At 72.3% G+C, this 26,863-nt stretch carries 21 protein-coding genes, 2 tRNA genes and 1 pseudogene; 8 read left to right on the top strand and 16 right to left on the bottom strand.

Annotated elements, in window-relative coordinates:
- Positions 1-114: 114 nt before the first annotated feature.
- Entirely contained in the window at positions 115-1,341 is a 1,227-nt protein-coding gene (locus tag IE136_RS20005) for a M6 family metalloprotease domain-containing protein (RefSeq protein ID WP_229818988.1), read from the bottom strand.
- A 406-nt stretch (positions 1,342-1,747) separates the two neighbouring features.
- On the opposite strand from IE136_RS20005, the gene IE136_RS20000 reads away from it, so the two are divergent.
- Entirely contained in the window at positions 1,748-3,757 is a 2,010-nt protein-coding gene (locus IE136_RS20000; RefSeq protein ID WP_268247943.1) for a putative bifunctional diguanylate cyclase/phosphodiesterase, read from the top strand.
- On the opposite strand, the gene IE136_RS19995 is transcribed toward IE136_RS20000, so the two are convergent.
- On the bottom strand, positions 3,754-5,442 hold the full coding sequence (locus IE136_RS19995) for a glycosyl hydrolase family 18 protein (protein WP_158987628.1): 1,689 nt from the start codon (positions 5,440-5,442) through the stop codon (positions 3,754-3,756). The two genes, IE136_RS20000 and IE136_RS19995, sit on opposite strands and share 4 nt — an antisense overlap.
- 246 nt (positions 5,443-5,688) lie before the next feature.
- Entirely contained in the window at positions 5,689-6,768 is a 1,080-nt protein-coding gene (locus IE136_RS19990; protein ID WP_189600999.1) for an LLM class flavin-dependent oxidoreductase, read from the bottom strand.
- Between the two features lie 153 nt (positions 6,769-6,921).
- On the opposite strand from IE136_RS19990, the gene ehuB reads away from it, so the two are divergent.
- From ehuB to IE136_RS19960, 6 genes are all read left to right on the top strand, one after another.
- Positions 6,922-7,776, top strand: a complete 855-nt coding sequence (gene ehuB, locus IE136_RS19985) for an ectoine/hydroxyectoine ABC transporter substrate-binding protein EhuB (protein WP_158987632.1) — start codon at positions 6,922-6,924, stop codon at positions 7,774-7,776.
- Positions 7,773-8,432, top strand: a complete 660-nt coding sequence (ehuC, locus tag IE136_RS19980) for an ectoine/hydroxyectoine ABC transporter permease subunit EhuC (protein ID WP_158987634.1) — start codon at positions 7,773-7,775, stop codon at positions 8,430-8,432. Before ehuB ends, ehuC begins: the two co-directional genes overlap by 4 nt.
- Positions 8,429-9,076 carry an ectoine/hydroxyectoine ABC transporter permease subunit EhuD gene (gene ehuD / locus IE136_RS19975; RefSeq protein WP_158987636.1) on the top strand — a complete coding sequence of 216 codons (648 nt, stop codon included), beginning with the start codon at positions 8,429-8,431 and terminating at the stop codon, positions 9,074-9,076. Before ehuC ends, ehuD begins: the two co-directional genes overlap by 4 nt.
- Positions 9,069-9,809, top strand: a complete 741-nt coding sequence (gene ehuA / locus IE136_RS19970; RefSeq protein ID WP_229818975.1) for an ectoine/hydroxyectoine ABC transporter ATP-binding protein EhuA — start codon at positions 9,069-9,071, stop codon at positions 9,807-9,809. Before ehuD ends, ehuA begins: the two co-directional genes overlap by 8 nt.
- A gap of 167 nt (positions 9,810-9,976) precedes the next feature.
- The gene (locus IE136_RS19965; RefSeq protein WP_158987638.1) at positions 9,977-10,735 is read left to right on the top strand and encodes an IclR family transcriptional regulator domain-containing protein; all 759 of its coding nucleotides are present in this window, start codon (positions 9,977-9,979) and stop codon (positions 10,733-10,735) included.
- A 140-nt stretch (positions 10,736-10,875) separates the two neighbouring features.
- Positions 10,876-10,949: transfer RNA gene (locus IE136_RS19960), tRNA-Lys, on the top strand.
- Positions 10,950-11,018: 69 nt separating this feature from the next.
- Here the strand turns inward: IE136_RS19960 and IE136_RS19955 are convergent.
- The 8 genes and pseudogenes from IE136_RS19955 to IE136_RS19925 all read right to left on the bottom strand — a co-directional run bounded on the left by IE136_RS19955 (position 11,019) and on the right by IE136_RS19925 (position 21,357).
- Entirely contained in the window at positions 11,019-11,681 is a 663-nt protein-coding gene (locus IE136_RS19955) for a response regulator (protein ID WP_158987640.1), read from the bottom strand.
- Positions 11,612-12,913 (bottom strand): sensor histidine kinase, encoded by a 1,302-nt coding sequence (locus IE136_RS19950; protein ID WP_189600998.1) that lies wholly within the window; start codon positions 12,911-12,913, stop codon positions 11,612-11,614. Before IE136_RS19950 ends, IE136_RS19955 begins: the two co-directional genes overlap by 70 nt.
- A 232-nt stretch (positions 12,914-13,145) precedes the next feature.
- Positions 13,146-14,627, bottom strand: a complete 1,482-nt coding sequence (locus tag IE136_RS19945) for a SulP family inorganic anion transporter (protein WP_189600997.1) — start codon at positions 14,625-14,627, stop codon at positions 13,146-13,148.
- Positions 14,628-14,638: 11 nt separating this feature from the next.
- On the bottom strand, positions 14,639-15,220 hold the full coding sequence (locus IE136_RS19940) for a carbonic anhydrase (protein WP_189600996.1): 582 nt from the start codon (positions 15,218-15,220) through the stop codon (positions 14,639-14,641).
- A gap of 723 nt (positions 15,221-15,943) precedes the next feature.
- Positions 15,944-16,163: pseudogene (locus IE136_RS35840) on the bottom strand (acyl-CoA synthetase); the annotation flags it as partial.
- A gap of 102 nt (positions 16,164-16,265) precedes the next feature.
- On the bottom strand, positions 16,266-16,856 hold the full coding sequence (locus IE136_RS19935; RefSeq protein ID WP_189600995.1) for a lytic polysaccharide monooxygenase auxiliary activity family 9 protein: 591 nt from the start codon (positions 16,854-16,856) through the stop codon (positions 16,266-16,268).
- Positions 16,857-17,004: 148 nt separating this feature from the next.
- Positions 17,005-18,870, bottom strand: a complete 1,866-nt coding sequence (locus tag IE136_RS35835) for an SPFH domain-containing protein (protein ID WP_189600994.1) — start codon at positions 18,868-18,870, stop codon at positions 17,005-17,007.
- Positions 18,871-19,938: 1,068 nt separating this feature from the next.
- Positions 19,939-21,357, bottom strand: coding sequence for a peptidoglycan-binding protein (locus tag IE136_RS19925; protein WP_189600993.1), 1,419 nt, complete (start codon positions 21,355-21,357; stop codon positions 19,939-19,941).
- 182 nt (positions 21,358-21,539) lie between these two features.
- Between IE136_RS19925 and IE136_RS19920 the strand changes: the two genes are divergently transcribed.
- Positions 21,540-21,613, top strand: a tRNA-Lys gene (locus IE136_RS19920).
- A 59-nt stretch (positions 21,614-21,672) separates the two neighbouring features.
- On the opposite strand, the gene IE136_RS19915 is transcribed toward IE136_RS19920, so the two are convergent.
- The 5 genes from IE136_RS19915 to IE136_RS19895 form a co-directional block, all read right to left on the bottom strand.
- The gene (locus tag IE136_RS19915) at positions 21,673-22,341 is read right to left on the bottom strand and encodes a class F sortase (RefSeq protein ID WP_158987654.1); all 669 of its coding nucleotides are present in this window, start codon (positions 22,339-22,341) and stop codon (positions 21,673-21,675) included.
- A gap of 2 nt (positions 22,342-22,343) precedes the next feature.
- Complete coding sequence (locus tag IE136_RS19910; protein WP_189600992.1) at positions 22,344-23,018, bottom strand: hypothetical protein; 675 nt, start codon at positions 23,016-23,018, stop codon at positions 22,344-22,346.
- Positions 23,019-23,113: 95 nt separating this feature from the next.
- Positions 23,114-23,893 carry an HAD-IIA family hydrolase gene (locus IE136_RS19905; RefSeq protein ID WP_158987658.1) on the bottom strand — a complete coding sequence of 260 codons (780 nt, stop codon included), beginning with the start codon at positions 23,891-23,893 and terminating at the stop codon, positions 23,114-23,116.
- Between the two features lie 563 nt (positions 23,894-24,456).
- A complete protein-coding gene (locus tag IE136_RS19900) occupies positions 24,457-25,518 on the bottom strand; it encodes a hypothetical protein (RefSeq protein ID WP_189600991.1) in 1,062 nt (353 codons plus the stop codon).
- A gap of 122 nt (positions 25,519-25,640) precedes the next feature.
- The gene (locus IE136_RS19895) at positions 25,641-26,822 is read right to left on the bottom strand and encodes an ROK family transcriptional regulator (RefSeq protein ID WP_373309097.1); all 1,182 of its coding nucleotides are present in this window, start codon (positions 26,820-26,822) and stop codon (positions 25,641-25,643) included.
- Between the last annotated feature and the right edge of the window lie 41 nt (positions 26,823-26,863).

Genomic DNA, 26,863 nt, shown 5'->3' with positions numbered 1-26,863 from the left:
CCTCGCGGAAGCGGGGGGCTTTTTCGTTCGCTCGTGGATCTGCGCTCGTGGATCTGCGCTTCGGATCCGTGCCCCCTCGATCCGCACCCGTCGATCACGCATTCGGTGCCCGGGTCAGGGGCGGCGGCCCTCCACCGTCACCTTCACCGTCCACGCGCCCGTGCGCGTCCGGTCCGCCACCTCCACCCGGGTGTTCTCACCCGGCACCGTGAACGTCTCCCCGACCCGCAGCGGAGCGTCCGCGAGCGGCGGGTACACCGAGCGGTCCCAGCACGCCTCGGTGCGCGGATGCGTGTCCACGACCTCGACCGGCCCCTCCCCCGACGCCACCTCGTTCCGTACGCGGTAGATCAGCACACCCTCCGTACAGGTGTCCCCGTCGTTGCCGGTCGAGCCGCGCGCCTCGATCGCCAGCGCCGTCCCCGGCCCCGTCCGGACCACCGCCAGGCGGGTGCCGACCGTGCCGCCGGCCACCGGCGCCGCCGCCAGCGGCTCCAGGCTGAGCAGATGGGTGCCCTCCCCCTGGACGCAGCTCACCTGGCGGCGCTCCAGCCAGCCCAGCTTCCACTTGTGCCAGCCGAAGAGGTCCGGGGCGAGGCCGAACTGGCTGCCCATGACGTCCCAGTCCCCCACATGGGTGTCCCAGTCCCCCTTGCCGTCCGTGGGCCGGTGATAGAGGTCCGGCAGGTCGAAGACGTGGCCGGTCTCGTGGGCGAGGACGTTGCGGTCCGGCGGGTGCCGCTCGAAGACGGTGACGACGCGGTCGATCTCCGTACCGTCCACCGTCAGCGGGTGCTCCAGGTTGACCACCTTCGTGGCGTCGGAGTCCACGCCCGGCGCGTCCGGGTCGGCCACGAGATAGACGATGTCGTACCGCGAGAAGTCGACCTCGTCGTCCACCGCCGCGAGCGCGTCGCGCAGGTACGCGGTGCGCTTCACGGCGTCCCAGTCCCGCCGTATGGCGTACGCGGTGGAGGACTGCGGCATGCGGGTCCACTCGCGCCGCGGGTGCGGGTGGAGCGTGAAACGCCCGTATGACGCCCGCCGGAAGAAGTCGCTCGTGCCGGGGAAGTGGTCGGCGGCCAGTTCTTCGGGGGTGGTCAGCGGGGTGGAGTCCGGGAAGGACAGGAAGATCATGGCCGCGTCGAGGGAGCGACGGGGCTGCGGGTAGGAGTCGTTCCAGGTGTCCAGGCCCAGGGAGTGGTGGGCGGCGGTACGCGGCAGGGCGCAGGGGCCGGCCGAGGGGGCGCCCACGGCGGGGCCCGCCACGAGTCCGGTCGCGGCGAGCGCCACGAGGGAGGTGAAGGCCGCCGCTCCGGCGCGGAGCCGGGCGCGATCCACTCCCCCGGCCACTCCACCGGCCACTCCCTCGGGTGGCTGCTGACCCCTCACGTAGACCTCCGGCTCCGGAATGCGGGACACCTCACCCACCTTGTGATGATTTGCGGCATTTCGCACTTTTCCGCTGCCCCAGTCGAGTGAGCGGGCGACACGGGGTCGACGCGACACGAGCCCTCGATGACTCACGGAACGTCACAATCGGTCAGGCCCCGTCGTCCCGCGTCAGACCCGCGCAGAAACGATCGGGCAGAGTGGGCGGCGGGCCGGCTCACCGCGTCCGCAGGGCGGGACGGCGCCCACGGAGCTGGAACGGCCCCCGGGCCAGCCTCTATGATCGGCACACTTTCCTTGGCCGACCCCATCCCGACCACGTCTGTACGGCCCAACTGCACTACGGGAGCGAGCGGTGAGCGGAACCCCCGAAGGACCGGTGCACACGCAGCTCTCGGCAGCACGGGAGCACGCGCCCCCGGTCACGGAGCGTGATCACGACCATCCGGTCGACGAGGAGCACCACGCCGTCGACCGGTGCGCCACCGAACTCCGCGACTACCGCGCCGCCTTCCGCGCCGCCCAGCTCGCCATGGCCGTCGTCGACCAGGACGGCCTCGTCGTCTCCGCCAACGACGCGCTCGGCATCCTCTTCGGCACCGAGGCCGGCGCGCTGCGGGAGCAGGCCGCCGCCGACCTCGTGGACCTCGCCTCCGACGGCCGCACCTGGCACGCGTACCGCGAGGTGCTGCGCGGCCGCCGCTCCCGTTTCCGCTGCACGCGCCGCCTCAAGCACCCCGACGGCCGCTCGCTCTGGGCCGAGGTCACCGTCTCCCCGGTCCCCGACAGCCGTCGGGTGCTGCTCGCGATCGCCGACATCAGCGACCGCCGCGAGCTGCAGGCGCGGCTGCGCCATCTCCAGATGCACGATCCGGTGACCCGGCTGCCCAACCGCACCCTCTTCTTCGAGCGGCTCTCGGCGGCCCTGGAGACGGCCGCCCAGGACGACGAGACGCCGGAGAGCGGATCGTACGAGTCGTACGGGCATGGCGGAACAGGGCGGATCGGTCTCTGCTACCTGGACCTCGACGGCTTCAAGGCGGTCAACGACACCCTGGGGCACCGGGTCGGCGACCGGCTTCTCGCCGCCGTGGCCGCCCGGTTGACCGAGTGCGCGGACAGCGACGGGTACACCAGGAGCGGCGGACATCTGGTGGCGCGGCTCGGCGGCGACGAGTTCGCGATCCTCGTCGAGGAGTCCACGGGGACGGAACAGCTCGCGGACCTGGCCCAGTCGGTGCTGTGCGCGCTCCAGCAGCCCTTCGACCTGGCCGGGCAGCGGCTCTCGGTGTCGGCGTCGATCGGCGTGGTCGAGCGGGGCGCCCGCGGCACGACGGCGACCGGTCTGATGCAGGCCGCCGACACCACGCTGTACTGGGCGAAGGCGGACGGCAAGGCCCGCTGGACGCTGTTCGACCCCGAGCGCAACGCACACCGGATGACCCGGCAGGCGCTCTCCTCGACGCTGCGACCGGCGGTGGAGCGCGGGGAGTTCGCGCTGGAGTACCAGCCGCTGGTGGGGATGGCGGACGGGGCGGTGCGCGGAGTCGAGGCGCTGGTGCGCTGGAACCATCCGCAGTTCGGGACGCTGGCGCCGAATCGGTTCGTCGGCATCGCCGAGGAGGACGGCTCGATCGTCGAGCTGGGCCGCTGGGTGCTGCGGACGGCGTGCCGCCAGGCGCGGCAGTGGCAGCAGGACCACCCACACAGACGGCCGCTGTTCGTGAGCGTCAACGTGGCGGTACGGCAGGTCTGGGACTCGGACCTGGTGGCGGACGTCGCGGGGATCCTGGCCGAGACCGGGCTCCCGCCGCACCTGCTCCAGCTGGAGCTGACCGAGTCCGCGGTGATGGGCTCGGCGGGCCGGCCGCTCCAGGCGCTCCAGGCGCTGAGCGACATGGGCGTGCAGATCGCGATCGACGACTTCGGCACGGGCTACTCGAACCTGGCCTATCTGAGCCGGCTGCCGGTGTCGGTCCTGAAGCTGGACGGATCGTTCGTCCGAGGCTTCCAGGACGAGGCACACGCCAACCCGGCGGACGAGCTGATCGTGGAGGCCCTGGTCCAGCTGGCCCACCGGCTGGGCCTCACGGTCACCGCCGAGTGCGTGGAGACATCGGGCCAGGCGACCCGCCTTCGCCGCATCGGCTGCGACACGGGCCAGGGCTGGCTCTACTCCCGCGCGGTCACCCCGGACCGCATCGCCGAACTCCTGGGCGCACACCGCTGCCCGTCTGAGGCGACCGGAGCGGACCTGCCCCTCCGCGCGGACGGCATGGAACCGCCCCCGGCCGGAGGGACATCCGGGCGGGGGCGGTGGTCATCGGGGGTGCGGCTTCGGACTACCGAAGGAGTACCGGACTAGCAGGCGCCCTGGTCCTTCCAGACGCCCCACTCGCCGGTCGTGCCCGGCTCCTCGTTCTGGGTCCACCACTGGGCCTTCCAGGTGCGGCCCTTGTGCGAGACGAGCGAGCCGCCGGTGTAGACCGTGCCGGCCACGTACGCCGGGGAGGTGCAGCCGGTGGTCGGCGGCGTCGTCGGCGGGGTGGTGGGGGGCGTGGTCGTCGGAGGCGTCGTGGGCGGGGTGGTGGGAGGCGTCGTCGGGGAGGAACCGACGGCGGTCACGATGTCGTTGAAGAGGGTCGCGTTGGCGTCCAGGCCGAGGAGCGAGTACATCATCGCGCCCGCGAGACCCCGCTGGTGGCCGTAGTCGGCGCGGGCCTGGATGGTCCGCTTGTCGAGGCCGGTGAAGAACTCGCCGTCCTTGTAGAAGTACGCCGACTTCGCCCGGTCGTCCCAGAACGTCGTCGCCGCGTTGTCGACGATGCCGCCGAGCTCCTTGTAGTGCGCGATGCCCGCCTGCTGGCTGACCGGGCGGGCCGCCGAGGCGCCGGTGGCCGGCTGCGCGAGGCCGTTCGCGGTCCCGGCCGGGACGCCCTTCCAGCCGCGGTAGTAGAACTCGTAGCCGAGCGTCAGCTTGTTCGCCGGGAAGCCGCCCGCGATGCCGTAGGCCGGCTTGCCGTCGATCCAGGAGTCGATGGCGTTGTCGATCGAGTACTTCTCGGTGCCCGGCGCGATCGGGTCGGTCGGGTCGTTGGCGCCGGAGTACAGCGGCGACTGGTGGTACGTCGGCCCGTCGCCGTCCCAGGCGCCGTGCATGTCGTACGTCATGATGTTCGCGTAGTCGAGGTACGCGCCGATCTTGTCCGTCTCGATGTGCTTGATCTTGTCCTGGCCGGCCGGGAGGGCCGCGGTCAGCAGGTACTTCTTGCCGCCGTTCGCCGCCCCGTACGCGTCGAGCTGCTTACGGAACTCGGCGAGGAGCAGGGTGAAGTTGGCCTTGTCCTCGGGGCCGTAGTGGTTGCCGAGGTGACCGTCGGGCGAGCCCGGGTACTCCCAGTCGATGTCGATGCCGTCGAAGACGCCGGCCGCCGTGCCCGGACCGCCGTAACCGCCCTCGACGGGCAGGTCGCCCGCGATGTACTGCTTGACGCAGGACGCCACGAACTTCTTGCGGCTCGCGTCCGTCTTCGCCGCGTCGTGGAAGTACTTCGAGTACGTCCAGCCACCGAGCGAGATGTTGATCTTCAGGTGCGGGTGCTTCGCCTTCAGTTCCTTGAACTGGTTGAAGACGCCCACGATCGGCTGGTCCCACTTGTCGGCCACGCCGTCGACACTGTCCGCGGCCGAGAAGGAGCGCTGGTAGTCGGCGTACGAATCGCCCGCGCCGTCACCGGCGTTGGGGTTGGCGTCGTCGCCGGCCGCCTTGTTGGCCTCGAAACAGGTGAGTTCGGTCGGGTGGATGTTGCCGAACGAGTAGTTGATGATGTCGAGCTTGCCCGCGATACCCCGGGTGTCGAGGTGCTTGGGGTAGAAGGCGTTCCCGTACACGCTCCACTGGTCGTAGTACGCGATCTTCACGCCGCCGGTCGAGGGGGCGGCGGCGGTGTCGGCCGCCTGGGCCGAGCCGAGGCCGACGGTCGCGGCCAGCGCACCGGCGGCGAGGGCCGAGCTGAGCAGCGCGGCGAGAAGGGGTTTGCGGGGGTGCACGAGCGGCCTCCGAGGGGATGACGCGGTACGGGAGATGGTGCAGTGATAGCCCCCGCGTGAACAGCACGTCAATGGTCTGAACCAAATTGAGGACTAGACCAATTCGAGCGGGAAAGCCCTTGTCAGAGGCGTGCAGCAGAAAGCGGAACCGCTTGCCACCACAGGTGACGAGCGGTTTAAGGTTCACTTAGGGATCGCCCGGCGGGCGGTTCGCGAGTGGACCAGCCCGCCCGCGACATCCAGGTTTCACTCCGCCGGAACGCCCGCTTCCGGCAGTCCGTAGGCGTCGGCGATCAACTCGTAGCTCCGCAGCCGGACATCACCGCCGTGCGCGTTGGCCGTGATCATCAGCTCGTCGGCGCCGGTCCGCCGGCGCAGATCGTCCAGGCCCGTCCGTACCTCGTCCGCCGTGCCGTGGACGACGTTGGAGAGCCAGCCGCTCACGAAGTCCTCCTCCGCCGCGCTGAAGGCGTACGCCTCCGCCTCCTCCGGCGTCGGGATCAGGCCCGGGCGGCCCGTCCGCAGGCGCAGCATCGACAGCGCGCCCGTGAGGACCTGGCGCCGCGCCTCCTTCGGGTCGTCGTGCGCCAGCGCGGAGACGCCGATCAGCGCGTACGGCGCGTCGAGGACCTCCGAGGGCCGGAAGGAGTCCCGGTAGAGGTCGAGCGCGGGCAGGGTGTTCTGCGCGGAGAAGTGGTGGGCGAAGGCGAAGGGGAGGCCGAGCGCTCCGGCGAGGCGGGCACTGAAGCCGGAGGAGCCGAGCAGCCAGATCGGCGGGCGGCCCTTCGGGCCCTGCACCGGTCCGGGGACGGCGTGGATCCGGGAGTAGCGGTGGCCCTCGGGGAAGTCGTCGTCCAGGAAGCGGGTCAGCTCGGCGAGCTGCTGGGGGAAGTCGTCCGCACCCTCGCCCAGTGTCTGCGTGCGGCGCAGGGCGGCGGCCGTGGCCCCGTCCGTGCCGGGCGCGCGGCCGAGTCCCAGGTCGATCCGGCCCGGGGCGAACGCCTCCAGGGTGCCGAACTGCTCCGCGATCACCAGCGGAGCGTGGTTGGGCAGCATGACCCCGCCCGAGCCGAGCCGGATGCGGCGGGTGTGCGCGGCGAGATGGGCCAGGATCACGGCTGGCGAGGAGGAGGCGACACCGGGCATGGAGTGGTGTTCGGCCACCCAGTGGCGGTGGTAGCCGCGCCGCTCGGCGAGCTTGCTGATCTCGACACTGGTGGCCAGCGCCTCACTCGCGGTCCGCCCGCTGCCGACGGTCACCAGGTCCAGTACGGACAGCGGTACGGGCGAATCCCCGTGTGCCGTGCCCCGAATCGCGTCGCTCACCGTTGACGACCCTTCTGCGCAAAGACGTACGTACGACCGAGGAGAACAGGAGGGTGTCTCCGGTTATTCCGGAAGGTCTCAGGAATGGCCGGTGCGGCTTCGGGTAGCCGCGCGCCCATGGCTCGAACAGCTCGCCCGAGATGGACAGAACAGATGAACCGCCGCACAATGCTCCTCGGCACCGCCGGGGCGGCCGTCGCGGCGGCCGCCGGGACCGCCGGCTGTGCCCGCGTCGCCTCCGGCGACACCCTCGGCCGCCTCAGATCCCAGCGCACGGTCCGCCTCGGCATCGCCGGCGAGGTGCCCTACGGCTACGTCGACGAACACGGCGCCCTCACCGGCGAGGCCCCCGAGCTCGCCCGGGTCGTCTTCCAGCGGCTCGGCATCGAGCGCGTCCAGCCCGTGGCCACCGACTTCGCCTCCCTCATACCCGGCCTCAACTCCCAGCAGTTCGACGTCGTCTCGGCCGGGATGTACATCAACAAGGAGCGCTGCGCGCAGGTCCTCTTCGCCGACCCCGAGTACCAGATGCTCGACTCCTTCATCGTCCGCAAGGGCAACCCGAAGAACCTGCGCTCGTACGAGGACGTGGTCCGCACCAAGGCCCTCTTCGCCGCCGGCAGTGGATACGCGCAGATCGGTCACGCCGTGGCCGCCGGCTACCCGGAGAAGGACATCGTCGTCCTCCAGGACCAGGTGGCCGGTCTGAACGCGGTCGAGTCCGGCCGCGTCGACGCCTTCGCCGCCACCGCCCTCACCGCCCGCTCGGTCGTCCGCAAGTCCACCAGGGCCGAGGCCGTCGAACCCTTCTCCGCCGTCGTCGACGGCAAGAAGAAGATCGACGGCGGCGGCTTCGCCTTCCGCCCCACCGACGCCGCCCTGCGGGACGCCTTCAACACCGAACTGCACCGGATGAAGAAGAGCGGCGAACTCTTCCGGATCCTGCGGCGCTTCGGCTTCACCGAGGCCGAGATGACCACCCTGACCGCCGAGGAGCTGTGCCGATGACCGCAGGACTCTGGCAGAACTGGGTCCTGCCCGGCATCTGGATCACCCTCCAGCTCCTGATCGCCTCCGCCGCGCTGGGCGCGCTGGTCGCCTTCACCGTCGGCACGGCCCGTACCCACCGCTCCCGCGCCGTCCGCTTCCTCGCCGGGCTCTACACCGAGGTCTTCCGCGGCACCTCCGCGCTGATCCTGATGTTCTGGCTCTTCTTCGTCCTGCCGCCGCTGGTCGGCTGGCAGCTCGTTCCGATGTGGGCGGCGATCCTCGCACTCGGACTCTGCTATGGGGCCTACGGCGCCGAGATCGTGCGCGGCGGCCTGAACGCCGTGCCGAAGACGCAGCGCGAGGCGGGCATCGCGCTCAGCCTCACGCCCTGGCAGCGGCTGCGCCTCGTGCTGCTGCCCCAGGCCGTGCCCGAGATGATCCCCTCCTTCTGCAATCTGCTGGTCGAGCTGCTCAAGGGCACGGCCCTGGTGTCGCTGCTCGGCGTCGGCGACGTGTCCTTCGCCGCCTATCTGGTGCGGCTCGCGACGCAGGAGAGCGGCACGATCTACACCGTCACCCTCCTCGTGTACTTCGTGATCGCGCTGGTCATCACCCGCTCGATGAAGGCACTGGAACGACGGACCAAGGCGAATCTGGGGGTGGTGACCAAGTGAACTGGGACTGGGCCGCGGTGGTGGACTTCCTGCCGCGCTTCTGGGACGGGCTCCTCGTCACCCTTCAGGTGCTGGTGCTCGGCTCCGTGCTCTCCTTCACGCTGGGCCTGGTGTGGGCGCTGGGCTTCCGGGCGCCGAGCCGCTTCGTCCGGTGGCCGGTGCACGCCGTCACCGAGTTCGTCCGTACCACCCCGCTGCTCGTGCAGCTCTTCTTCCTCTTCTTCGTCCTGCCGGAGTGGGGCGTGCAGTTCTCGGCCATGACCACCGGCACGCTCGCGATCGGACTGCACTACTCGACGTACACCGCCCAGGTCTACCGGGCCGGCATCGACGCCGTCCCGGCCGGGCAGTGGGAGGCGGCGACGGCGCTCAGCCTGCCCCGCCACCGCACCTGGCTGACGGTGATCCTGCCGCAGGCGCTGCGGCGGATCGCGCCGGCGCTCGGCAACTACGTCATCGCGATGCTGAAGGACACGCCCCTGCTGGCCGGAATCAGTGTGCTGGAGCTTCTGCAGCAGTCCCGACTGGAGAGCGCCGCCACCTTCCAGTACATCGAGCCGCTCACAGTGGTCGGTGTGGCCTTTGTCCTGATCGCGTATCCCGCTTCCCTGCTCGTCCGTTCCCTGGAGCGCCGCCTTGTCTGAAGAACTGATCCGATTCGAGAACGTCACCAAGCGCTTCGGGGAGAACACCGTCCTCGACGATCTCTGCTTCTCGGTGCGCGCGGGGCAGCACGTCACCCTGATCGGACCTTCCGGTTCCGGCAAGACGACGATCCTGCGGCTGCTCATGACCTTGGAGAAGCCGGACGCGGGGACCATCCGGGTGAACGGCGGAAAGCTGCACCCGGCGGACGAGAAGCACCGGCGCGAGGTCCGCAAGAAGATCGGCATGGTCTTCCAGCACTTCAACCTCTTCCCTCACATGTCCGTGCTGCGCAACATCACCGAGGCCCCGATACGGGTCCTCGGGAAGAGCCGGGAGGAGGCCGAGGCGCGCGGGCGCGAGCTGCTCGAGATGGTGGGTCTGGCCGACAAGTACGAGGCCAGACCGGCACAGCTCTCCGGCGGCCAGCAGCAGCGGGTGGCCATCGCGCGGGCGCTGGCGATGGAGCCGAAGGTGCTCCTGCTGGACGAGGTGACGTCGGCGCTCGACCCGGAGCTGGTGGCGGGCGTACTCGATCTGCTGCGGGAGATCGCCAGGACCACGGACATCACCATGATCTGCGTGACGCACGAGATGAACTTCGCCCGGGACATCTCGGACGAGGTACTGATGTTCGACGGTGGACGGGTGATCGAGTCCGGTTCTCCCGAGAAAATCTTCTCGGATCCGGAGCACGAGCGGACACGCGAGTTCCTCGGCGCGGTGCTCTGACCTGAGACTCTGTCGAGCAGGTGTGACCCTGGCATATGCCAGAGTGGTGCGCCCCAGCGTACGGCGCTGGGGCGCCGCATCATTCTCGCCAACAGCCGCCCCGCAAACGGCTCTTGAAGGCTATCGTGGTACAGAAGCTTGCGGTCACAACCTGGTAGGGGGAAACCGTGGCGCTGAAGCCCGAGCCCACCGCGCCGTTCCACTCGGTGCAATACGCCCTGCGCGTCCTCGAGACGGTCTCGCGGCACGGTGGCGGGGTGACGGATGTCCAGATCGCGCGTGAGGCCGGTCTGCCCCTCGCCCACCTTTCGTCCCTGCTGCTGATGCTCCGCCGCGAGGGGTACGTCGAGCAGGTCGCCGACGGCGCCTACGTGATCGGTGACTCGCTGGTCCTCCTCGGCTCCGGCATGACACGCCGCGAGGCCCTGGAGGGCAAGCTCCAGGAGACCCTGACCGAGCTGCGCGACTCCGTCGGCGCCGCGGTCTACATCAGCCGGTACATCGACGGCGAGGTGAAGATCACCCAGTTCGCGGACGGCCCGCGCACGCCCAAGGTCAACGAGTGGGTGGACTTCCGCTCGGCCGCGCACGCCAGCGCGGTCGGCAAGTGTCTGCTGACCCAGCTGGACCAGAACGGCCGCCGGGACCACCTCTCCCGCCACAAGATCGCCCGGCTCACCTCCCGGACGATCACCAACGAGAAGGTGCTCTTCTCCAAGCTGGACAGCCAGCCGCCCACCGTGCCCGTGCTCGACCTCCAGGAGTACGCGGTGGGCACGGTCTGCGCGGCGGTGCCGCTGACGGCCGGCGCGGCCGTGGGCTGTCTGGCGCTGTCCCTGCCCATCGAGCACGCCCACCGGCTGCGCTCGGCGGCGGACACCCTGAACCGACGGGCGGCCCCGGTGGTGCTGTCGCTGGCGATCTGAGCCGAAGGGCCCCGCCGGAGCCGTTCGGCCGGCTGCGCCCGCTGGGCCGGGAAACGGCCTGATCAGAGCCCCGGGCGAGGCCCGCGCCGGGGTGGTCACGAGCACCCTCGGGGACCAGGTAGTATTTTCTCTGTCAGCAGGCGCCGCTAGCTCAGTTGGTTAGAGCAGCTGACTCTTAATCAGCGGGTCCGGGGTTCGAGTCCCTGGCGGCGCACAGACGGAAGAAGCCCCTCGCGCAGGCGGGGGGCTTCTTCGTGCTTCCCTGTCCCCGGCCCCGGCATCGTCAGGCGCGGAGGTAGGCGAGGACGGCGAGGACCCGGCGGTGGGTGTCCTCGGCGGGCGGCAGGTTCAGCTTCCCCAGAATGTTGCCGATGTGCTTGCCCACGGCCGCCTCGGTGACCACGAGACGACGGGCGATCTCCCCGTTCGAATGCCCCTCGGCGACCAGCGCCAGCACCTCACGCTCGCGCGGGGTGAGCGCCGCCAGCGGATCGCGGTGCCGACGCAGGAGCCGGCGCACGACCTCGGGGTCGACGACCGTGCCGCCGTCCGCGACCCGGGTCAGGGCGTCCAGGAACTCCTCGACCTGGCCGACCCGGTCCTTGAGGAGGTAGCCCACGCCGGTGCCGTCGCCCGCGTCCAGGAGATCGGCGGCGTAGGTGCGCTGCACGTACTGGCTCAGGACGAGGACCGGCAGCCGGGGGCGCTCCGCGCGCAGGGCGACGGCGGCGCGCAACCCCTCGTCCTGGAAGCCGGGCGGCATCCGTACGTCGGTGACGACGATGTCCGGATCGTGCTCCTCGACGGCCGCGCGCAGGCCGTCGGCGTCACCGAGCGCGGCGACGACCTCATGGCCGAAACGCGCCAGGAGCCCGATCAGCCCTTCGCGGAGGAGGACGCTGTCCTCGGCGAGGACGACACGGAGGGGGCGGGCAGCGGTCGGCACGGGATCTCCACTCGTAGGACGGTCGGCCCGCCCGTCGGGCTGATGATCGTCAGTGTGCCATCGAGCACGGCGATCCGGTCGGCGAGTCCGGTCAGACCGGAGCCGGCGGCCGGGTCGGCGCCGCCCCCGCCGTTGTCGTACACCTCGATCCGCAGCGTCCGGTTCTCCCACCGGGCGGTGATCCGGACCTCGGTGGCGCCGCTGTGCTTGCCGATGTTGGCGAGGGCCTCGCAGACGGCGAAGTAGCCGGCGCTCTCCACGGCGGTGGGGAGCCGTGGCAGGTCGATGCCGGTGTGGACGGGGACGGCGGAGCGGTCGGCGGCGTCGGCGAGGGCGGCGCCGAGGCCGTAGTCGGCCAGTACCTGCGGGTGGATGCCGTGGATGAGTTCCCGCAGCTCGGTCAGGACCCGGCCGGCCTCCTGGTGGGCCTGGGTCAGCTGGTCGGCGAGCGGCCCCGGCGGGGCGTCGAGCCGGGCGAGGCCCAGGGTCATGGTGAGGGCGACCAGGCGTTGCTGGGCGCCGTCGTGGAGGTCGCGCTCGATCCGGCGGCGCTCGGCCTCGAAGGCGCCGACGAGCCGGGCGCGGGAGGCGGTCACCTCGCCGATCCGGTCCCGCAGCTCGGCCTCGCGGGGGGCGAGGAGGGCCCGGCTGAGTGCGGCGCGGGCCCCGGCGAGGGCGGCGAGGAGATGGAGGAACGCAAGGAGCAGGACGACACCGAGGGCGGCGGCCGCGAAGGCCGCCGGATACGTCGTGACCAGCGGCCCCTTGGCGACCCGGACCTCCTCGCCGTCCATGGCGAGCTGGACGGGCGCGGCCATCAGAAGGGCGGGCAGGCCGAGGGCGACCGCGAGGACGATCAGGTCGAGCGGCCACAGGACGGTGGCGTGCAGGACGGCGTACGCGAGCTCCCGCCAGGTTGCCTGTTCCCGCACGCGTACGCGGAGCCAGGCGGCCAGGCCGGGGGCCTCGGGGACGCGGTGCGGATCGGCGGCGGGGTCGAGCTCGACGAGCCTGAGCCGCCGCCGCTCGAGGCCGCCGAGGGCGACTCCGGCGAGGAGCAGAAGCGGGAGCCCGACGAGGACGAACGAGAAGACGAGGAGCAGGAGCAGCACGAGCAGGGCGGGGGCACCGGTGACGACCCCGCTCGCCAGATATCCGGCGGACCGCCAGGGCCAGGCGGTACGGAGGTATCGGGGCCGGGTCAGGGCCTGCCAGGGGGTTCGAGGCTGCATGCGCCTCACGGTAGGCGGCGGTTGGCGGCGGGACCATGGTGGTGGAGGGCGTCCGGGAGGTGGGGCTGGGCCTACCCCGCGCGGGGACGACGGTCACGCGACGAGCGGGCGCCGACGCCGTGCCCGGCCGGAGCCTCGGGGGACCGCCGGCCGGAGGCTCGGGTCGTGCCTCCGGCCGGGCGGTCCCGCCCGCGTCTCACGGATGGTCAGGGCCCCTGTGGCGGGACGGCCTTCAGACCGGCTCGGGAGAAGCGGCCTTCACCAGTGCGGTGAACTTCACGGGTTCCGTGTCGGCCGCGCTGTGCCGTTCGGCCCAGGAGTCCAGCGCCGTGCGGCAGGCGTGGTCGAGGTGGTGCAGGCCGGACGTGTCCAGCTCGACCGGCCGGTCCTGGGGCAGCGCCTCCAGGCTGTCGAGTATTTTCGGCAGCCGCAGGAAGGTGGCGTTGCCCGACAGGCGCGCCTGGATCGGGCCCGCCCCCTTGTCGATGACCTCCAGTTTGATGTGCGACGTCTCCCAGGCGGTCTTGATCACGGACAGGGCCAGACCGATCAGCACGCCTTCGAACATGTTGACCACGACGATCGCCACGGCGGTGACGACCAGGATCAGCGCCTCGCCCCGGTGCGCCCGCCACAGCGAGGTGACCCCTCGGAAGGGGATCAGCTTCCAGCCCGCGTGGACCAGGATTCCGGCGAGCGCGGGCAGCGGGATCAGGGCGAGGGCCGCGGGGAGCAGTGCCGCGAACAGCAGGAGCCACACGCCGTGCAGGACCCGGGACGCCTTGGTCCTGGCGCCCGCCGCCACGTTGGCGGAGCTGCGCACGATCACCGCGGTCATCGGCAGTGCGCCGAGCACACCGCAGAGCGCGTTGCCCGCGCCCTGCGCCATGAGCTCCTTGTCGTACCGGGTGCGCGGACCGTCGTGCAGACGGTCCACGGCAGCCGCGCTGAACAGGCTCTCGGCGGAGGCGATCAGGGTGAACGCGAGGATCGTGCCGAGGAGGGCCGGGGTGGCCAGGCCGCCGAGGGCGTCGGCGCCGGGCAGTCGCAGGGAGTCGATCAGGCCGTTCACCTCGACGGTGGCCACCGGCAGGCTGAACACCGAGGCGACCACCGTCGCCACTATGACGGCGACGAGCGCGCCGGGCACGGTCCGGGCCTTCTTCGGCAGCTTCGTCCACCCCACCATCACGGCGACGGTTCCCGCGCCGATCGCCAGCGACGCCAGGGCCCCGGGGCTGCCGATCGCGTCGACGGCGGCGGCCGGCAGACCCAGGATCTTGTCGATGCCGGAAGCCGGAGCCTTCAGGCCGGCCGCCGCGTACAGCTGGCCGGCGATGATCACCAGGCCGATGCCGGCGAGCATTCCCTCGACGACCGAGAGGGAGATCGCGCGGAACCAGCGCCCCAGCTTCAGGGCGCCCATGAGGAGCTGGAGCAGTCCGGCGGCCAGCACGATCACCCCGAGGGCGGGGAGCCCGAACTCGCTGACCGCCTCGAAGACCAGCACGGTCAGGCCGGCGGCCGGCCCGGACACCTGAAGGCTGCTGCCCGGCAGCAGACCGGTGACGATGCCACCGACGATGCCGGTGACGAGGCCGAGTTCGGCGGGGACGCCGGAGGCGACGGCGACGCCCACGCACAGCGGCAGGGCCACCAGAAACACGACGAGGGAGGCGGCGAAGTCCTGCCGGAGATAGGGGAACCTGCTCATACGGCCCTCCCTCACAGCGCTTCGAAGGTGTCGGTGGCCGCGCGGTGTTCGCGCACGGCGCCGGTGTGGACCTCGTAGTACCAGCCGTGCAGGCTGAGTCGGCCGGAGTCCAGCCGCTTCTCGACGCAGGGGTAGGAGCGCAGCCGCAGCAGTTGCGTCAGGACGTGGTGCTGCACGGCCTCCGCGACCGTCGGGTCGGCCGGGTCGGAGCACTGGGGCTCCTCCGCGGCGTGCGCGAGCCAGTCGCGTACGGCGGGGACGGTGTTCAGGTCGTCGCCGCGCACCACCGCGCCCACGGCGCCGCAGTGCGAGTGGCCGCAGACCACGATGTGCTCGACGCCGAGGACCTCCACGGCGTACTCGATGGTGGCCGCCTCCCCGGTGGGGGTGCCGGAGCGGTACGGCGGAACGATGTTGCCGGCGGTGCGCAGCTCGAAGAGCTGGCCGGGCCGGGCACCGGTGATCAGGGCGGGTACGACCCTGGAGTCGGCGCAGGTGATGAAGAGGACCTCGGGGGACTGGCCTTCGGCCAGCTTGGCGAACTCCTCAGGGCGCTGTCCGAACATGCGGGCGTTGTCGATGAGGGGCTGCATGACGTGGCGATTCCTCCTGGCGCGTCGTGGGGACGCGTCGGTGTGCGGGGCAGATGTGATGCGTGGGGGGCTGCTCCACCGCTCAGCAGCGAAACACCTGGAGCACGGCGGGGGCGTGTGCTCTCGAGGGTCTCGACGCGTGGTGCCGTGGGGAGCCGGAGGCGGCCGATTCCGGCGCTACGGAGGTGTGGTGCGCCGGCAACGGCCGCTCGGATATCCCTGGGTTGTCGGCGGTGCGCGACCGGTCGCGCGTACGCAGAGGACCGGTCGGGTCCCCCGGCCGGCCGGGGCCGTGGCAGGTGACGATCTCGTCGCGCGTGGCCTCGCCCGCGGGCTTGACTGCGGGTTGAGCCTTGGCCACGGCATGACGTGCCGTATGCGCATATGCGAAGGACGCTGTCGACACGATGAGCTGGAAGGCGAGAAGGACGGCGGCGAGGAACGAGAACACGGTCCTGGCCGTCGCACCTCGGCGCATACGCCCCCCTCCCCGCGGTTCACAACCTCAGGCGCAGACCAACAGTTGGTCAACGACCGGTCAAGGATGACGATAACTCGGCAAAGTCGTTTGCGGGGTTAACCGAACGTTACGAGCCGAAGAGCGCCCGAAAACCTAGCTTCGTCGGCGCGGCAGCGCACCCCGCGACGGCGACAGAGGGCGCCCGGGGTGGCGTACCGATCGCGGAGAGCGGCCCGCCGCCGCGGGCCGGCCCGGGGCGCAGATCGCCGCCTCGGTACGGCGGCCCTCGCGAGGGCCGCCGCGCCGAGCCGGAGCGGGAACTCCGGCGTGTTGTCGAGGAGCACCCCGAGGTGCGGCTCGGCACCTCGGGGCGGCAGATCGACGAGCAGCGCAGCCCGCGCGGCGGCTACCGCGACGACCAGGTGCCGGCTCCTCGGTCCGATCCGGTGGTCGCCCCGCCGACGCCTGCACGAGCTCCGCCACGGTCTTACGCCGAACAGTTGCCGGCCACCCGTGAGGACTGAACCGGTCAGGCTCGACAGGTCAGAACTGGCTGACCAGAACTGGCGGGTCAGAACTGGCGGGTCAGAACTGGACGTCCGAGCAGGCGTAGAAGGCGTTCGCGGTGTCCGCGACCGTCCAGACCGCCAGGATCAGATGCTTTCCGGTCTTGCCCGCCGGGATGGTCCCGGAGTGCGAGAGCGTGGCCGGCGGCTGCTGACTGTTGTACGGGACGGTCAGGAAGGGCTGGGAGTCGAGGGCTGCCCGGGTGAGCGGCTTGGTCCGGTCCCAGCCGTTCTTGGTGATGTAGTACCGGAAGTCGGAGGTGCGGTGACGGGCGGTGAACTGCCAGCGAAAGCTGTAGCTCTGGCCCGCCGTGACCTGGGTGGCGGGCCAGTTGCCGCCACGCGGATCGTCGAGCTGAGCGAACTGGGTGAGGCCGGCGGAGCAGATCCTGCCGTCGGCGGGTCCTGCGGACGGGAAGCCCTTGGGGCCCTCGACCGACTGCGGCTCCCATTGGATGGAGCCGCAGTTGGTCACGGTGCCGTTGGCGCAGAGCTTCTGCCGGCTGATCGGGGAGTCGGTGTAGCCGTGGCTACTGGCACTGGTCGTGGCGAAGAGGGAGGCGCCGGCGACGCCGAGCGCCACCGCCGCCACACCTATCTTTTTGCGCATGCTGTCGCTCCTGGTGAACGTGGGGGAGTTCGATGAGCCGTGCTGCACGCGTGCGGGTATTGCTGGTCGTGCGCGTTCCGCGGTAGTGCCTATTCCGGTCTAGACCAAGTACCAAAGTATTGACGGAAGTTGAACCTGTCCATACCACTCACGCGCCTTCCCCCGACGTGGAGCGACCGGTGTAGAAGGCCACCGTCAGGTCCTTGACCAGCGACTTGCGCTCGTAGTCGTCCAGCTCGACCAGACCACGCGTGGTCAGCCGGTGGACCACGTCGTCCACCGAGTCCACGACGGCGGTCAGGACGCTGTCCCGGTGCTTGGCGTCGATCGCGGCGATCCGGCGGCGCCGCATCGCCGCCGCGATCTCGGGGGCGTACTCGATACGGGTCGGCTGCGCCGAGAAGACGTCGAGGCCGACGGGGGCGCACTCCGCGGAGAGCATCCGGGTCAGGGCCTCGCCGACCGCCTCGGCGTCGCGCAGGGTCGGGGCGTCCTCGTGGAAGGCGTCGGCCGGGAGCTGGGAGAGGACCCGGGCCATGGCCGCCTCCACCTGCTCGCGCAGGTACTCCTCGTGGCCGTCGACCCCGAGCGCGGCACGGACGGTGTCCCGGATGCGCCAGACGACGAGGACGACGACGTGGAGCGCGGTGCCCTTGGCGTCCACCGCGGAGAGCGGCTCGCTCCGCCAGTGGCGGAGGCGGACGTCGACCCGGCGGCGCAGGAGGAGGGGGTTGACCCAGAGGAGACCGGTACGGCGGACGCTGCCGCGGTAGTCACCGAAGAGGGTGAGGACCCAGGCGTAGCCGACCCGGCCACGGCCGAGACCACCGAAGGCGAAGAGGGTGGCCAGGACCCCGAGGGCGAGCAGCGCCCACTGGCCGAGGTGGATGCCGTGGTACGGGCGTGGGGGCAGCCGGAGCATCCGGGCGACCGAATCGGGCACCGCCCCGGCCTCCCACACGATGGCCGCGCACGCGGTGAGCGCCAGCATCCCGCCGACGACCCCCATCCACCCGGGCAGGGCGGTCCCGGGCCGCTCGACGAGCTGAGGGTCGGCGGTGGGGGCGGGGCGGGAGGGGGCGGCGGGCCGGGCGGGACCGGGGATGACCGCCTTGAGCGGCGCGAGGGTGGGGGTCGCGGTCGCGGTGGCCACCACGCGGCCGGCCAAGGCGACGGTGGCGGGGCCGTCGTCGTCGTCCGCGGGGCGGGGGTGGTCTCGGCCGGTCGGTTCCGGCTCGTCCCGGAAGAGCAGGTGCACGGGGATCGACCCGGTCGTCTCGGTCCCGATGATCGTCTTCCGTCGGCCTCCTGCCCGCGCCGGCGGGGCCGGGGCCGGGGCCGGGCCGGCCTCGTCGGCGGCCGGCACGGCGACACCCCCGATCCGCACGCCCGCGATGGCCGGAACCTCGTCCCCGGCCTCCTTGGCCCGAGCCCGCCCGGGGGCGGTGTGATGCGAGGCGCCTTCCCCGGCGGTTACCGCGCCGCCGGCCCGGGGCTCCGAACCGGCCGGGGCCGACCTGGGACGGGGGCTCCCGCCCGCCGGAGTCGTACCTGTACCGGCCTCCGAACCCGCCGAGGCCGACCCTGGGCGGGGACCCGCGTTCGAGCGGGGCCCTCCACCTGCCGGAGCAGCACCGCCGCCGGGTTCAGAGCCGGCCGGGGCCACCCCGGGCCGGGGGCTCCCGCCCGCCGGAGCCGTACTCGCGCCGGAATCCGCAGCGGCGGGGGGCGTACCGAGGCCAAGGCCTCCGTCTGCCGGATCCGCACCGGAGCCCGGCTCCGAACCGGCGCCGGCCGTACCGAGACGGGGACCACCGCCCCCCTGAGCCGAACCCGGTCCGGGCTCCAGACCGGTCGTGGCCGCCCCAGAGCGGGAATCCCCACCAAGGCCGGGACCTTCGTCTGCCGGAGCCGCGCCCGTGCCGGGCGCCGAGCCGGCCGGGGCCGCACCAAGACCGGGGCCATCAGCTGCCGGAGTCGCACCCGCGCCGGGCGCCGAACCGTCCGGGGCCATCGCCCCGCCGGGCGCCGAGCCGGCCGGGGCCGACCCAGGGCGGTAATCCCCGCCAAGGCCGGGACCTTCGTCTGCCGGAGCCGCGCCCGTGCCGGGCGCCGAGCCGGCCGGGGCCGCACCAAGACCAGGGCCTCCGCACGCCGTACCGGGCGCCGAACCGTCCGGGGCCGCACCAAGACCGGGGTCTCCGCACGCCGGAACCGCACCCGCGCCGGGCTGTGAACCCGCCAGGGCCATCGCCGCGCCGGGCGCCGAGCCGGCCGGGGCCGACCCAGGGCGGTAGTCCCCGCCGAGGCCGGGACCTCCACCTGCCGGAACCGCACCCGCGCCGGGCGCCGAACCGTCCGGGGCCACACCAAGACCGGGGCCTCCGCACGCCGGAACCGCACCCCCGCCGGGCTGTGAACCCGCCAGGGCCATCGCCGCGCCGGGCGCCCAACCGACCGGGGCCGACCCAGGGCGGTAGCCCCCGCCGAGGCCGGGACCTCCACCTGCCGGAACCGCACCGGAGCCCGGCTCCGAACCGGACGGGGCCGCACCAAGACCGGGGCCATCAGCTGGCGGAGTCGCACCGGTACCGGGGGCCGAGGCAACCGCAGCCGCCGGCGTGCCGGGCGCCGCGGGGGCCGGGGTCGTACCGGTGCCCGGCTCGGAAACAACCGGAGCCGTACCGAGGTCGGGGTCACCGGCCGCCGGAGCCGTATCGGGGGCGGGTTCTCCGCCGGCCGGAGCCGTCCCCGTACCGGCCCCCACGCCCGCCGCGGCCGGCGGGGAAGCCGTGCCCGCGGCCGAGGCGGGCGGGGGCGCAGGTGTCGCGGCGGAGTCCTCCGCACCCGCGGGGGTCTCCGGGGGGACGTGGCCGGGCGCGTCGGCCGGCGGGCCCTCCGACCGCGCCTCGCCGCCGGCCCCCGCCCCCGGCGGCCTTGGGCGCGACCTGCGGGGCTCGGTGGTCAGGCGTCTTGCCGTGCGGGCCGCGTCGCGCGTGGCCGCCGCGCCGGATTCCCCTGGCATCGGGCCCAGCGGGTTCGGGGTCGATCGGGTCATTCGGTCCACCTCATGCTCTCGGGGTCATCGGAACAGACGCCGCCAGGTCTCCGGGCCGGGGTAGCCGTCGGCCGCGCCGCCGCGCCATCCCTGCGCCCGCTGGAACGCCTCGACATTGCGACGGTCCGCCTCCGACCAGCGCGGACCGGGACCCGACAGGTAGTGCTTGCCGTAGCCCCGCTTCACCAGCTGTTTGCCCAGCTTCTCCACATATGCGCTGGATCGGCCCGGACGGAAGTAGCCACGCCCGGGGAACCCCGGCGCATTCGCGCTCGGACCGCTCGAACCACTCGAACCGCCGATGCTCCTGCCCTGGCCGTTCACGAGCAGCCGCCAGGTATGCGGCCCGGACAGCCCGTCCGCCTCCTCGCCCTTCCAGCCCTGTGCCCGCTGGAACGCCTGGGTCGCCCGGCGGTCCGCCTCGCCCCAGCGCGGCCCGGGCCCCTGGCTGTAGTACTTCTTGCCGCCACGCTGGACGAGCAGCTTCCCGAGCCGGGTCACGTGCGCGTTGTTCGCGCCGGACCCGAACTTCGACGTGCCCGGATACGCGACCGCGGCGGACGAACCGCCTCCGGCACCGCTGCCACCGCCCCCGCTCACGATCCCCTTGTAGCGGTAGGCCGTATAGCGGTCGGAGTGCGTCCAGTACGCCAGCGGCGTGGCCTGCTTGCGCGAACGCGGCTTCACCTGCTCGTACGCGATGTACGACGTGTGGGTGTAGTCCGTCCAGCCGCCGAAGACCGTGACGTGCGAGCCCTTGGTCGGGTCGGCCGGGTTGTGGAAGAGCAGGATGTCGCCGGGCTGAAGCTCGGTGCGCTCGATCCGTTCGCCGAAGCGGTCGAGGCTTCCGGTCCACTCGTTGGCCCGCAGGTTCCACGCCATCGAGATGTAGCCGGAGCAGTCCTGGCGGTATCCGTCCGTCCAGTACTTCTCCATGGAGTACGGAACCTGGGCCCGCACCCACAGCTTGGCGCGGTTGATGATCTCGGTGCGGGTGGTCTTGCGCAGGGACTGGACGGTGATCTGGCTGTCCGTCGGGGTGGCCCCGGGGGCCGGCTGGGGGCCGGGGCCCGGCGCTCCGTGCAGCGGGCCGGCGCCACCCTGGGGCGTGTCCGGGCCGGGAGCGACGGCTTCCGCCGACTCCGCCCTGCTCGCCCGGTCCACCACACTCGCCACGTCCGCCACGCTCGTCATATCGGTGACGTCCGCCGGGGTGCCGGGGAGGCGGGCGTCCGGAGGGCGGGCGAAGGCGCTCGGGCCTCCTCCGCCCAGGACGACTCCCGCCGCGGTCACCAGGACCAGCGCGCGGCGCGCTCCGTGCGCCGCCGGGTGACCGCCTGCCCGTACGGGCATGCCAAGGGCATGATCGCGCCGCTGGTGGGCGCAGCCCGCGCAGCCGCAGTCGACCGCGGGCTCGAACTCCTCGAAGACCGGCACACTCATGCGATTCCCCTCCACACTCGTCAAGATCTTTTGGCGCCGTAGTGGGCGTCAGTGTCTCAACTGTCTGGACAAATCACATTTTGACGGATCGAAGCTAAGAAAGGACCATCCGACAGGCCGGGAGTGGCCACCAATGGTCAGGAGCACCCGCTGGCGTCCGGTAGAGTTATGCAGGTCAGCAGGCGCCGCTAGCTCAGTTGGTTAGAGCAGCTGACTCTTAATCAGCGGGTCCGGGGTTCGAGTCCCTGGCGGCGCACGCAGAGTCGAGGCCCCCTCACCATCGGTGAGGGGGCCTCGGTCGTACGCGCCTCCGGTTCAAGCAGTACCCGTGAGGTAGGCGGAGACGACCACGTTCGCCGTGTACGTGCCGGAGGTGCGGTCGAAGCTGCCGCCGCAGGTGATCAGGCGCAGCTCGGCCCGGTCGGCCACCCGCTGCCCGTACACCTTCCGCGCGTCGAACCGCTCGCGCGGGAAGACCTGGACGTCGTCGATGGTGAACTCGGCGACCGAGCCGTCCGCGCGGGTGACCTTCACGGTGGCGCCGGGGCGGGCGGAGCTCAGCCCGTAGAAGACGGCGGGCCGGGTCTCGGTGTCGACATGGCCGACGAAGAGGGCGGCGCCCTCCGCTCCCGGCCGCGTGCCGGTGCGGAACCAGCCGACCGAGTGGGGCATCTCGTACGGCGGCGGGTCCACCGCCCCCGTACGGTCGAGGCCGCGCGCGACGACCGGCGCCGTGATGCCGAGCGAGGGGATCTCGACTCGGCGGGGCTCCGCGGCCTCGAGGGGCCGGTGCGCCGGGGGCAGCGGGACGCCCAGGGGGCGGCCGACCGCGGCGATGTCACCGTGGGTCGGCGCCGAGCTGCCGCCGGGGCCTTCGGTGACCTCACGGCCCCACAGCCACAGCGCCAGGAGCAGGACCGCCCAGGCCACACCGGTCATCATCCGTCCGGTGCCCGCCGGACGGGTTCCGGATCCGGAGGACATGGTCAGTCCGCGCCCGGGGCCGAGTCCGTCCGGCGGCGGCGCGCGCTGCGGACGGCGACGGCGACCGCGGCGACCGCGGCCATGCCCAGGCCGACGAGGGTGTACGGGGTGCCGAGACCGCTCTCGCTCGCGGTCTGCGCGACGCCGGGGGCCACCGGTCCCGCCGGTACGGCCAGGGCCGCGCCGCCGCCTCCGGCCCGGACCGGGGCGATCGGGGTCGGGTGGTACGTGGGCCGGTGGTGGGTCGGCTTGTGGGTGGGCTCGTGGTGCGTGGGCTGGTGGGTCGGCTTGTGGGTGGGTTTGTGGGTCGGCTCCGGCTTGCGGTGCTGGACCCGGACCGTGCCGACGTCCCGGTGGTCGTGACCGTCGCAGGTCACGCTCACCTTGTACGTACCCTCGACCAGATCAGACTTGATCATGGTGTCGCCGAACAGCGGAAAGTCGCCGCCGTCACGGCCGGTGAGCTCGGCCTCGGCGACGAACGCCTTGGACCTGGCGGCGCCGGTCGTGCCTTTGCAGCCGTGGACGCGGATGTCGACATCCGTTCCCGGCTTGGCGGTGGACGGCGTGACGGTGACCTTCACCCCGTCATGGGCGGACGCGGTACCGGCCGTGGGTGCCAGTACCAGCAGGGCCGCCGCCCCTGCGGCACGAAGAGCAATGGGACCTGAACGCATCGTGACCTCCTGGTAATGGCAGGGTCACCCGGTTCCGGTCGTTTCGCATCCGCAGGGGCGCGGTCGGGGGACTCCCCCCTCGGATCCGGCCGGACTCAGACGCGGTCCACGATGTCGGCGATCGAGTCGACGATCTTGGACGGACGGAACGGGTAGCGGTCCACCTCCGCCAGGCCTGTCAGGCCCGTGAGCACCAGGAAGGTCTGCATGCCCGCCTCCAGTCCGGCGAGGATGTCCGTGTCCATCCGGTCGCCGATCATGGCGCTCGACTCCGAGTGGGCGCCGATCGCGTTGAGGCCGGTGCGCATCATCAGGGGGTTGGGCTTGCCCGCGAAGTACGGGTCCTTGCCGGTGGCCTTCGTGATCAGCGCGGCGACGGAGCCCGTGGCCGGGAGCGGCCCTTCGAGGGAGGGGCCGGTCTCGTCCGGGTTGGTGCAGATGAACCGGGCACCGGCGTTGATCAGCCGGACCGCCTTGGTCATGGCCTCGAAGGAGTACGTCCGGGTCTCGCCGAGCACCACGTAGTCGGGGGCGTGGTCGGTCAGGACGTAGCCGATGTCGTGCAGCGCGGTGGTCAGACCGGCCTCACCGATGACGTACGCCGTGCCGCCGGGGCGCTGGTCGTCGAGGAACCGGGCGGTCGCGAGCGCCGAGGTCCAGATGTTCTCGACGGGCACGTCCAGGCCCATGCGGGCGAGGCGGGCGTGCAGGTCGCGGGCGGTGTACATCGAGTTGTTCGTGAGGACCAGGAACGGCTTCCCGGTCTCCCGCAGTTTCTTGATGAAGGCGTCGGCGCCGGGGATCGGGACACCCTCGTGGATGAGGACGCCGTCCATGTCGGTGAGCCAGGATTCGATCGGCTTGCGCTCTGCCATGTGCGGGGACTCCTGCCGTACGAACAACGTGCGATGTGCTGGGGCGCCGCGACAGCGCTGTGGCGACGCCCCCACCCTAATCAGGAAGCCTGGATCTTGACCCCGCCGATCACCCGGTACCAGTGATCCGGAGCCGGTGCAGCGGAAGCGGAAGCTCACGTCGGAGGCGCCGGTGGGGAGGGGGACGGTGAGGGACTGGGGCTGGCAGACGAGGTGGGCGGTGCAGCTCTTGACGAGGGGCGGGGGCCGCCGTTGAAGCTCAGCGAGCACCTGGGCGCGCTCTGGCTGCCGCCGAAGACGCCGGCGGGGACGCCGGTCTCGTCGACGCGGCCGGAGAGCGAGCCGTACAGCGCGGTGAAGGGGTCGGTGGACCGCTGCCGGATCGGTTTTCCGTCCAGCCCCCGGAGGGTCGGGGACGAGGGCCAGCTGGTGGAAGTCGGCGGCGGCGACGTCGACGAGCCGGCCGAGGTAGGCGTCCTGGACGGTGATGGCGTCGAGGTAGCGGGAGCCGGCGGCGGGCCCCGCCCGAGGTCACGTGGCAGAGGGCCGGTGCGCCGCGGGCGTCATGACCGGGGGCTCCCGTCTTTGTGCCGGTAAGTCAGTCTGCGGGCAGTCGCGACCAGCAGTGCGGCGCCGGCGAGGAGGAGGGCGCCGGCGACGGGGGCGAGCGTGGTGGGGGACGACTCGTCGCCCGTCTGGGCGAGTTCGGGGCGCTGCCAGGTCGGCGGCAGGCCGCTGTCGCCCCGTGGCGGGGCCGTCGCCTCGGGGAGGGGGGCCGTCGCCTCGGGGAGCGGGGCCGTCGCCTCGGGGAGCGGGGCCGTCGCCTCGGGGAGGGGGGTCGCCCCCTCGGCCGTCTCCTCCGGGTCCGGCGCCGCCTCCTTGCCGACATCCTTCTCCGCGTCCCTGTCCGGGGGCTCTTCCAGGGCCTCGGGGCTGTCCGGGCTGTCGGGGCTGTCGGGGCTGTCGGGGCCGATCGTGAGGCGGTAGTCGCCGGATTCGCCGACCCAGTCGCCGTCGTCGCCCCGGCGCTGCACGATCGCCGCGCCGGCGACCACCTCGTTGGGAGCGGTGTCGGCCCGGAAGGCGAGCCGCAGGGGGACGGTGAGCGTGGCACCCGCCGGAACCTCGAAGCCCGGGAAACCGGTGAAGACGCCGACGTTCTCGTCCTCCTCGGTCTCCTCGAAGGGGACGGGCCGCCAGCGGCGCGCCTCGGCGTCGTAGAAGTCGAGCCGGATCTGCGCGGGCTGAAGAATCCGGTCCCGGTCGGCGAGGGCCAGGACCGGATGGATGTCGCGGCAGGGCTCGGCGGTGGTGTTGGTGAGGTCGACGGCGAAGGAGCGGGGGCCGCCGCCGGGGACGTACGCGGTGGGGCCGCCGTGGATGCGGGTGTCGATGGGGAAGTCGGGGTCGGACGCCTTGCCGCAGGTGGGGGGCTTGGCGGCACGCTCGGAGCCGGGCCGGGAGGAGGGCTGGGGGCTGGGGCCGGGTCCGAAGGCGGCGGGGCCGACGGAGGCGGAAGCGGCGGTGGCTGAGGGGCAGGCGAGCGCGAGGACGGCGGTTCCGGTCGTCGTCGCCGTGGTCACGCCGAGGGCCAGGGCGTCGCGCAGTCGCGTGGGACGTCGCATGGGCGGGTGCCTTTGCTGCTCGCGGGCGTACGGAACGTGCGCGACGCTTCCACGCGGACGCGCACGGGCCGCGCAGCCACGCGACGGACCCCCCGAACGACCCGTACGACCACCCGATCAGCCTATTTTCCGAAGGTCGGTGCGAGGATCAGCTGGGCCGCGCCCTCGGCGACGGCGTACGGCGTGACGGCCACCCCCGCCGCGAGGCCCAGCCCGGCGAGCACCTCGCGCGTACCGCGGGCGAACTCCTCGGGGGCGGCGAGGACGACCCGGCCGCCGAGGACGACACGGTCGATGTCGAGGAGCCGTACGAGATTGGCGGCGCCGGTGCCGAGGATCCGCGCCGCCTCCGGGATGTCGCCGCGGGCGACGGCCGCCAGACACAAGGCCTCCAGGCAGCCCCGCCCCCCGCAGCCGCAGAGGGGTCCGTCGAGCTGAACGGTCTGGTGCCCGAACTCCCCCGCCCCGGTCCTGGCGCCTCGGTGGAGGGCGCCATCGAGGACGAGGCCGCAACCGAGGCCCGTACCGAGGTGGAGGTACGCGAACGAGTCGGGGACCGGAGCGTGGAGGGCGAGTCCGAGGGCGGTGGCGTTGGTGTCCTTGTCGAGTTCGACGGGCAGACCGAGCCGCCGTACGAGCTCGTCCCGTAGCGGCACGCCCTCCCAGTGCGGATGACCGGTGACCCGCCCGGGAGTGCCGGTGAGGTGGTCGAGCGGCCCGGGCATCGCGACACCGGCACCGAGGAGGGCGGGCGCTGGCGCCGGGGCGGGAGCCTCGTCCCCGGCCTCGATCCCGCTCTCCGTCTCCGTCGCCGTCGCTGCCCTCTTCACTGCCGCCGTCGCCGTCGCCGTCTCCGTCGCTACCGCCGTCGCCGACCGCAGCGCCTCGACCTCCGTGCCGATCGCGTCGAGGACGACGTCCACGCCCGCCCCCAGGTCGAGCGACGTCCGCCGCCTCGCGACCCGTACGCCCGCGAGGTCCACCAGGACCACCGTCAATTCGTCGCGGTCCAGGTGCACTCCGACCGCGTAGGCCGCCGACGGCACCAGCCGCAGGACCGTACGGGGCTTGCCGCCGGTCGAGGCGCGACGGCCCGCCTCCCGGGCCAGCCCCTCCGCCCGCAGCCGGGCCGTGATCTTGCTGACCGCCTGCGGGGTGAGGCCGGTCCGCTCCGCCAGCTCCAGACGGCTGATCCCGTCCTCTCCCGCCGTACGCAGCAGATCGAGCACGAGCGCGGCGTTGTGACTGCGCAGAGCCGGCAGATTCACCCCGCCCGCTCCCCCCACACTCCGTACCTCTCTCACGCCCTCACGCCCCTCACACGCCTGTTCACGAGGCCATTGTC

The organism is Streptomyces lateritius (genome assembly GCF_014649715.1).
GTDB classification, from domain to species: domain Bacteria; phylum Actinomycetota; class Actinomycetes; order Streptomycetales; family Streptomycetaceae; genus Streptomyces; species Streptomyces lateritius.
This window is presented reverse-complemented; position numbering and strand designations above follow the sequence as displayed.

Bases quoted from the DNA above. Each gene is read 5' to 3' on its own strand.
- IE136_RS19935 (WP_189600995.1), bottom strand. From the start codon at position 16,856: ATGCGCAAAAAGATAGGTGTGGCGGCGGTGGCGCTCGGCGTCGCCGGC.
- IE136_RS19945 (WP_189600997.1), bottom strand. From the start codon at position 14,627: ATGAGCAGGTTCCCCTATCTCCGGCAGGACTTCGCCGCCTCCCTCGTC.
- IE136_RS19950 (WP_189600998.1), bottom strand. From the start codon at position 12,913: ATGCAGCCTCGAACCCCCTGGCAGGCCCTGACCCGGCCCCGATACCTC.
- IE136_RS19925 (WP_189600993.1), bottom strand. From the start codon at position 21,357: ATGAGTGTGCCGGTCTTCGAGGAGTTCGAGCCCGCGGTCGACTGCGGC.
- IE136_RS35835 (WP_189600994.1), bottom strand. From the start codon at position 18,870: ATGGCCCCGGACGGTTCGGCGCCCGGCGCGGGTGCGACTCCGGCAGCT.
- IE136_RS19915 (WP_158987654.1), bottom strand. From the start codon at position 22,341: ATGTCCTCCGGATCCGGAACCCGTCCGGCGGGCACCGGACGGATGATG.
- IE136_RS19900 (WP_189600991.1), bottom strand. From the start codon at position 25,518: ATGCGACGTCCCACGCGACTGCGCGACGCCCTGGCCCTCGGCGTGACC.
- IE136_RS19905 (WP_158987658.1), bottom strand. From the start codon at position 23,893: ATGGCAGAGCGCAAGCCGATCGAATCCTGGCTCACCGACATGGACGGC.
- IE136_RS19910 (WP_189600992.1), bottom strand. From the start codon at position 23,018: ATGCGTTCAGGTCCCATTGCTCTTCGTGCCGCAGGGGCGGCGGCCCTG.
- IE136_RS19940 (WP_189600996.1), bottom strand. From the start codon at position 15,220: ATGCAGCCCCTCATCGACAACGCCCGCATGTTCGGACAGCGCCCTGAG.
- ehuB (WP_158987632.1), top strand. From the start codon at position 6,922: ATGAACCGCCGCACAATGCTCCTCGGCACCGCCGGGGCGGCCGTCGCG.
- ehuC (WP_158987634.1), top strand. From the start codon at position 7,773: ATGACCGCAGGACTCTGGCAGAACTGGGTCCTGCCCGGCATCTGGATC.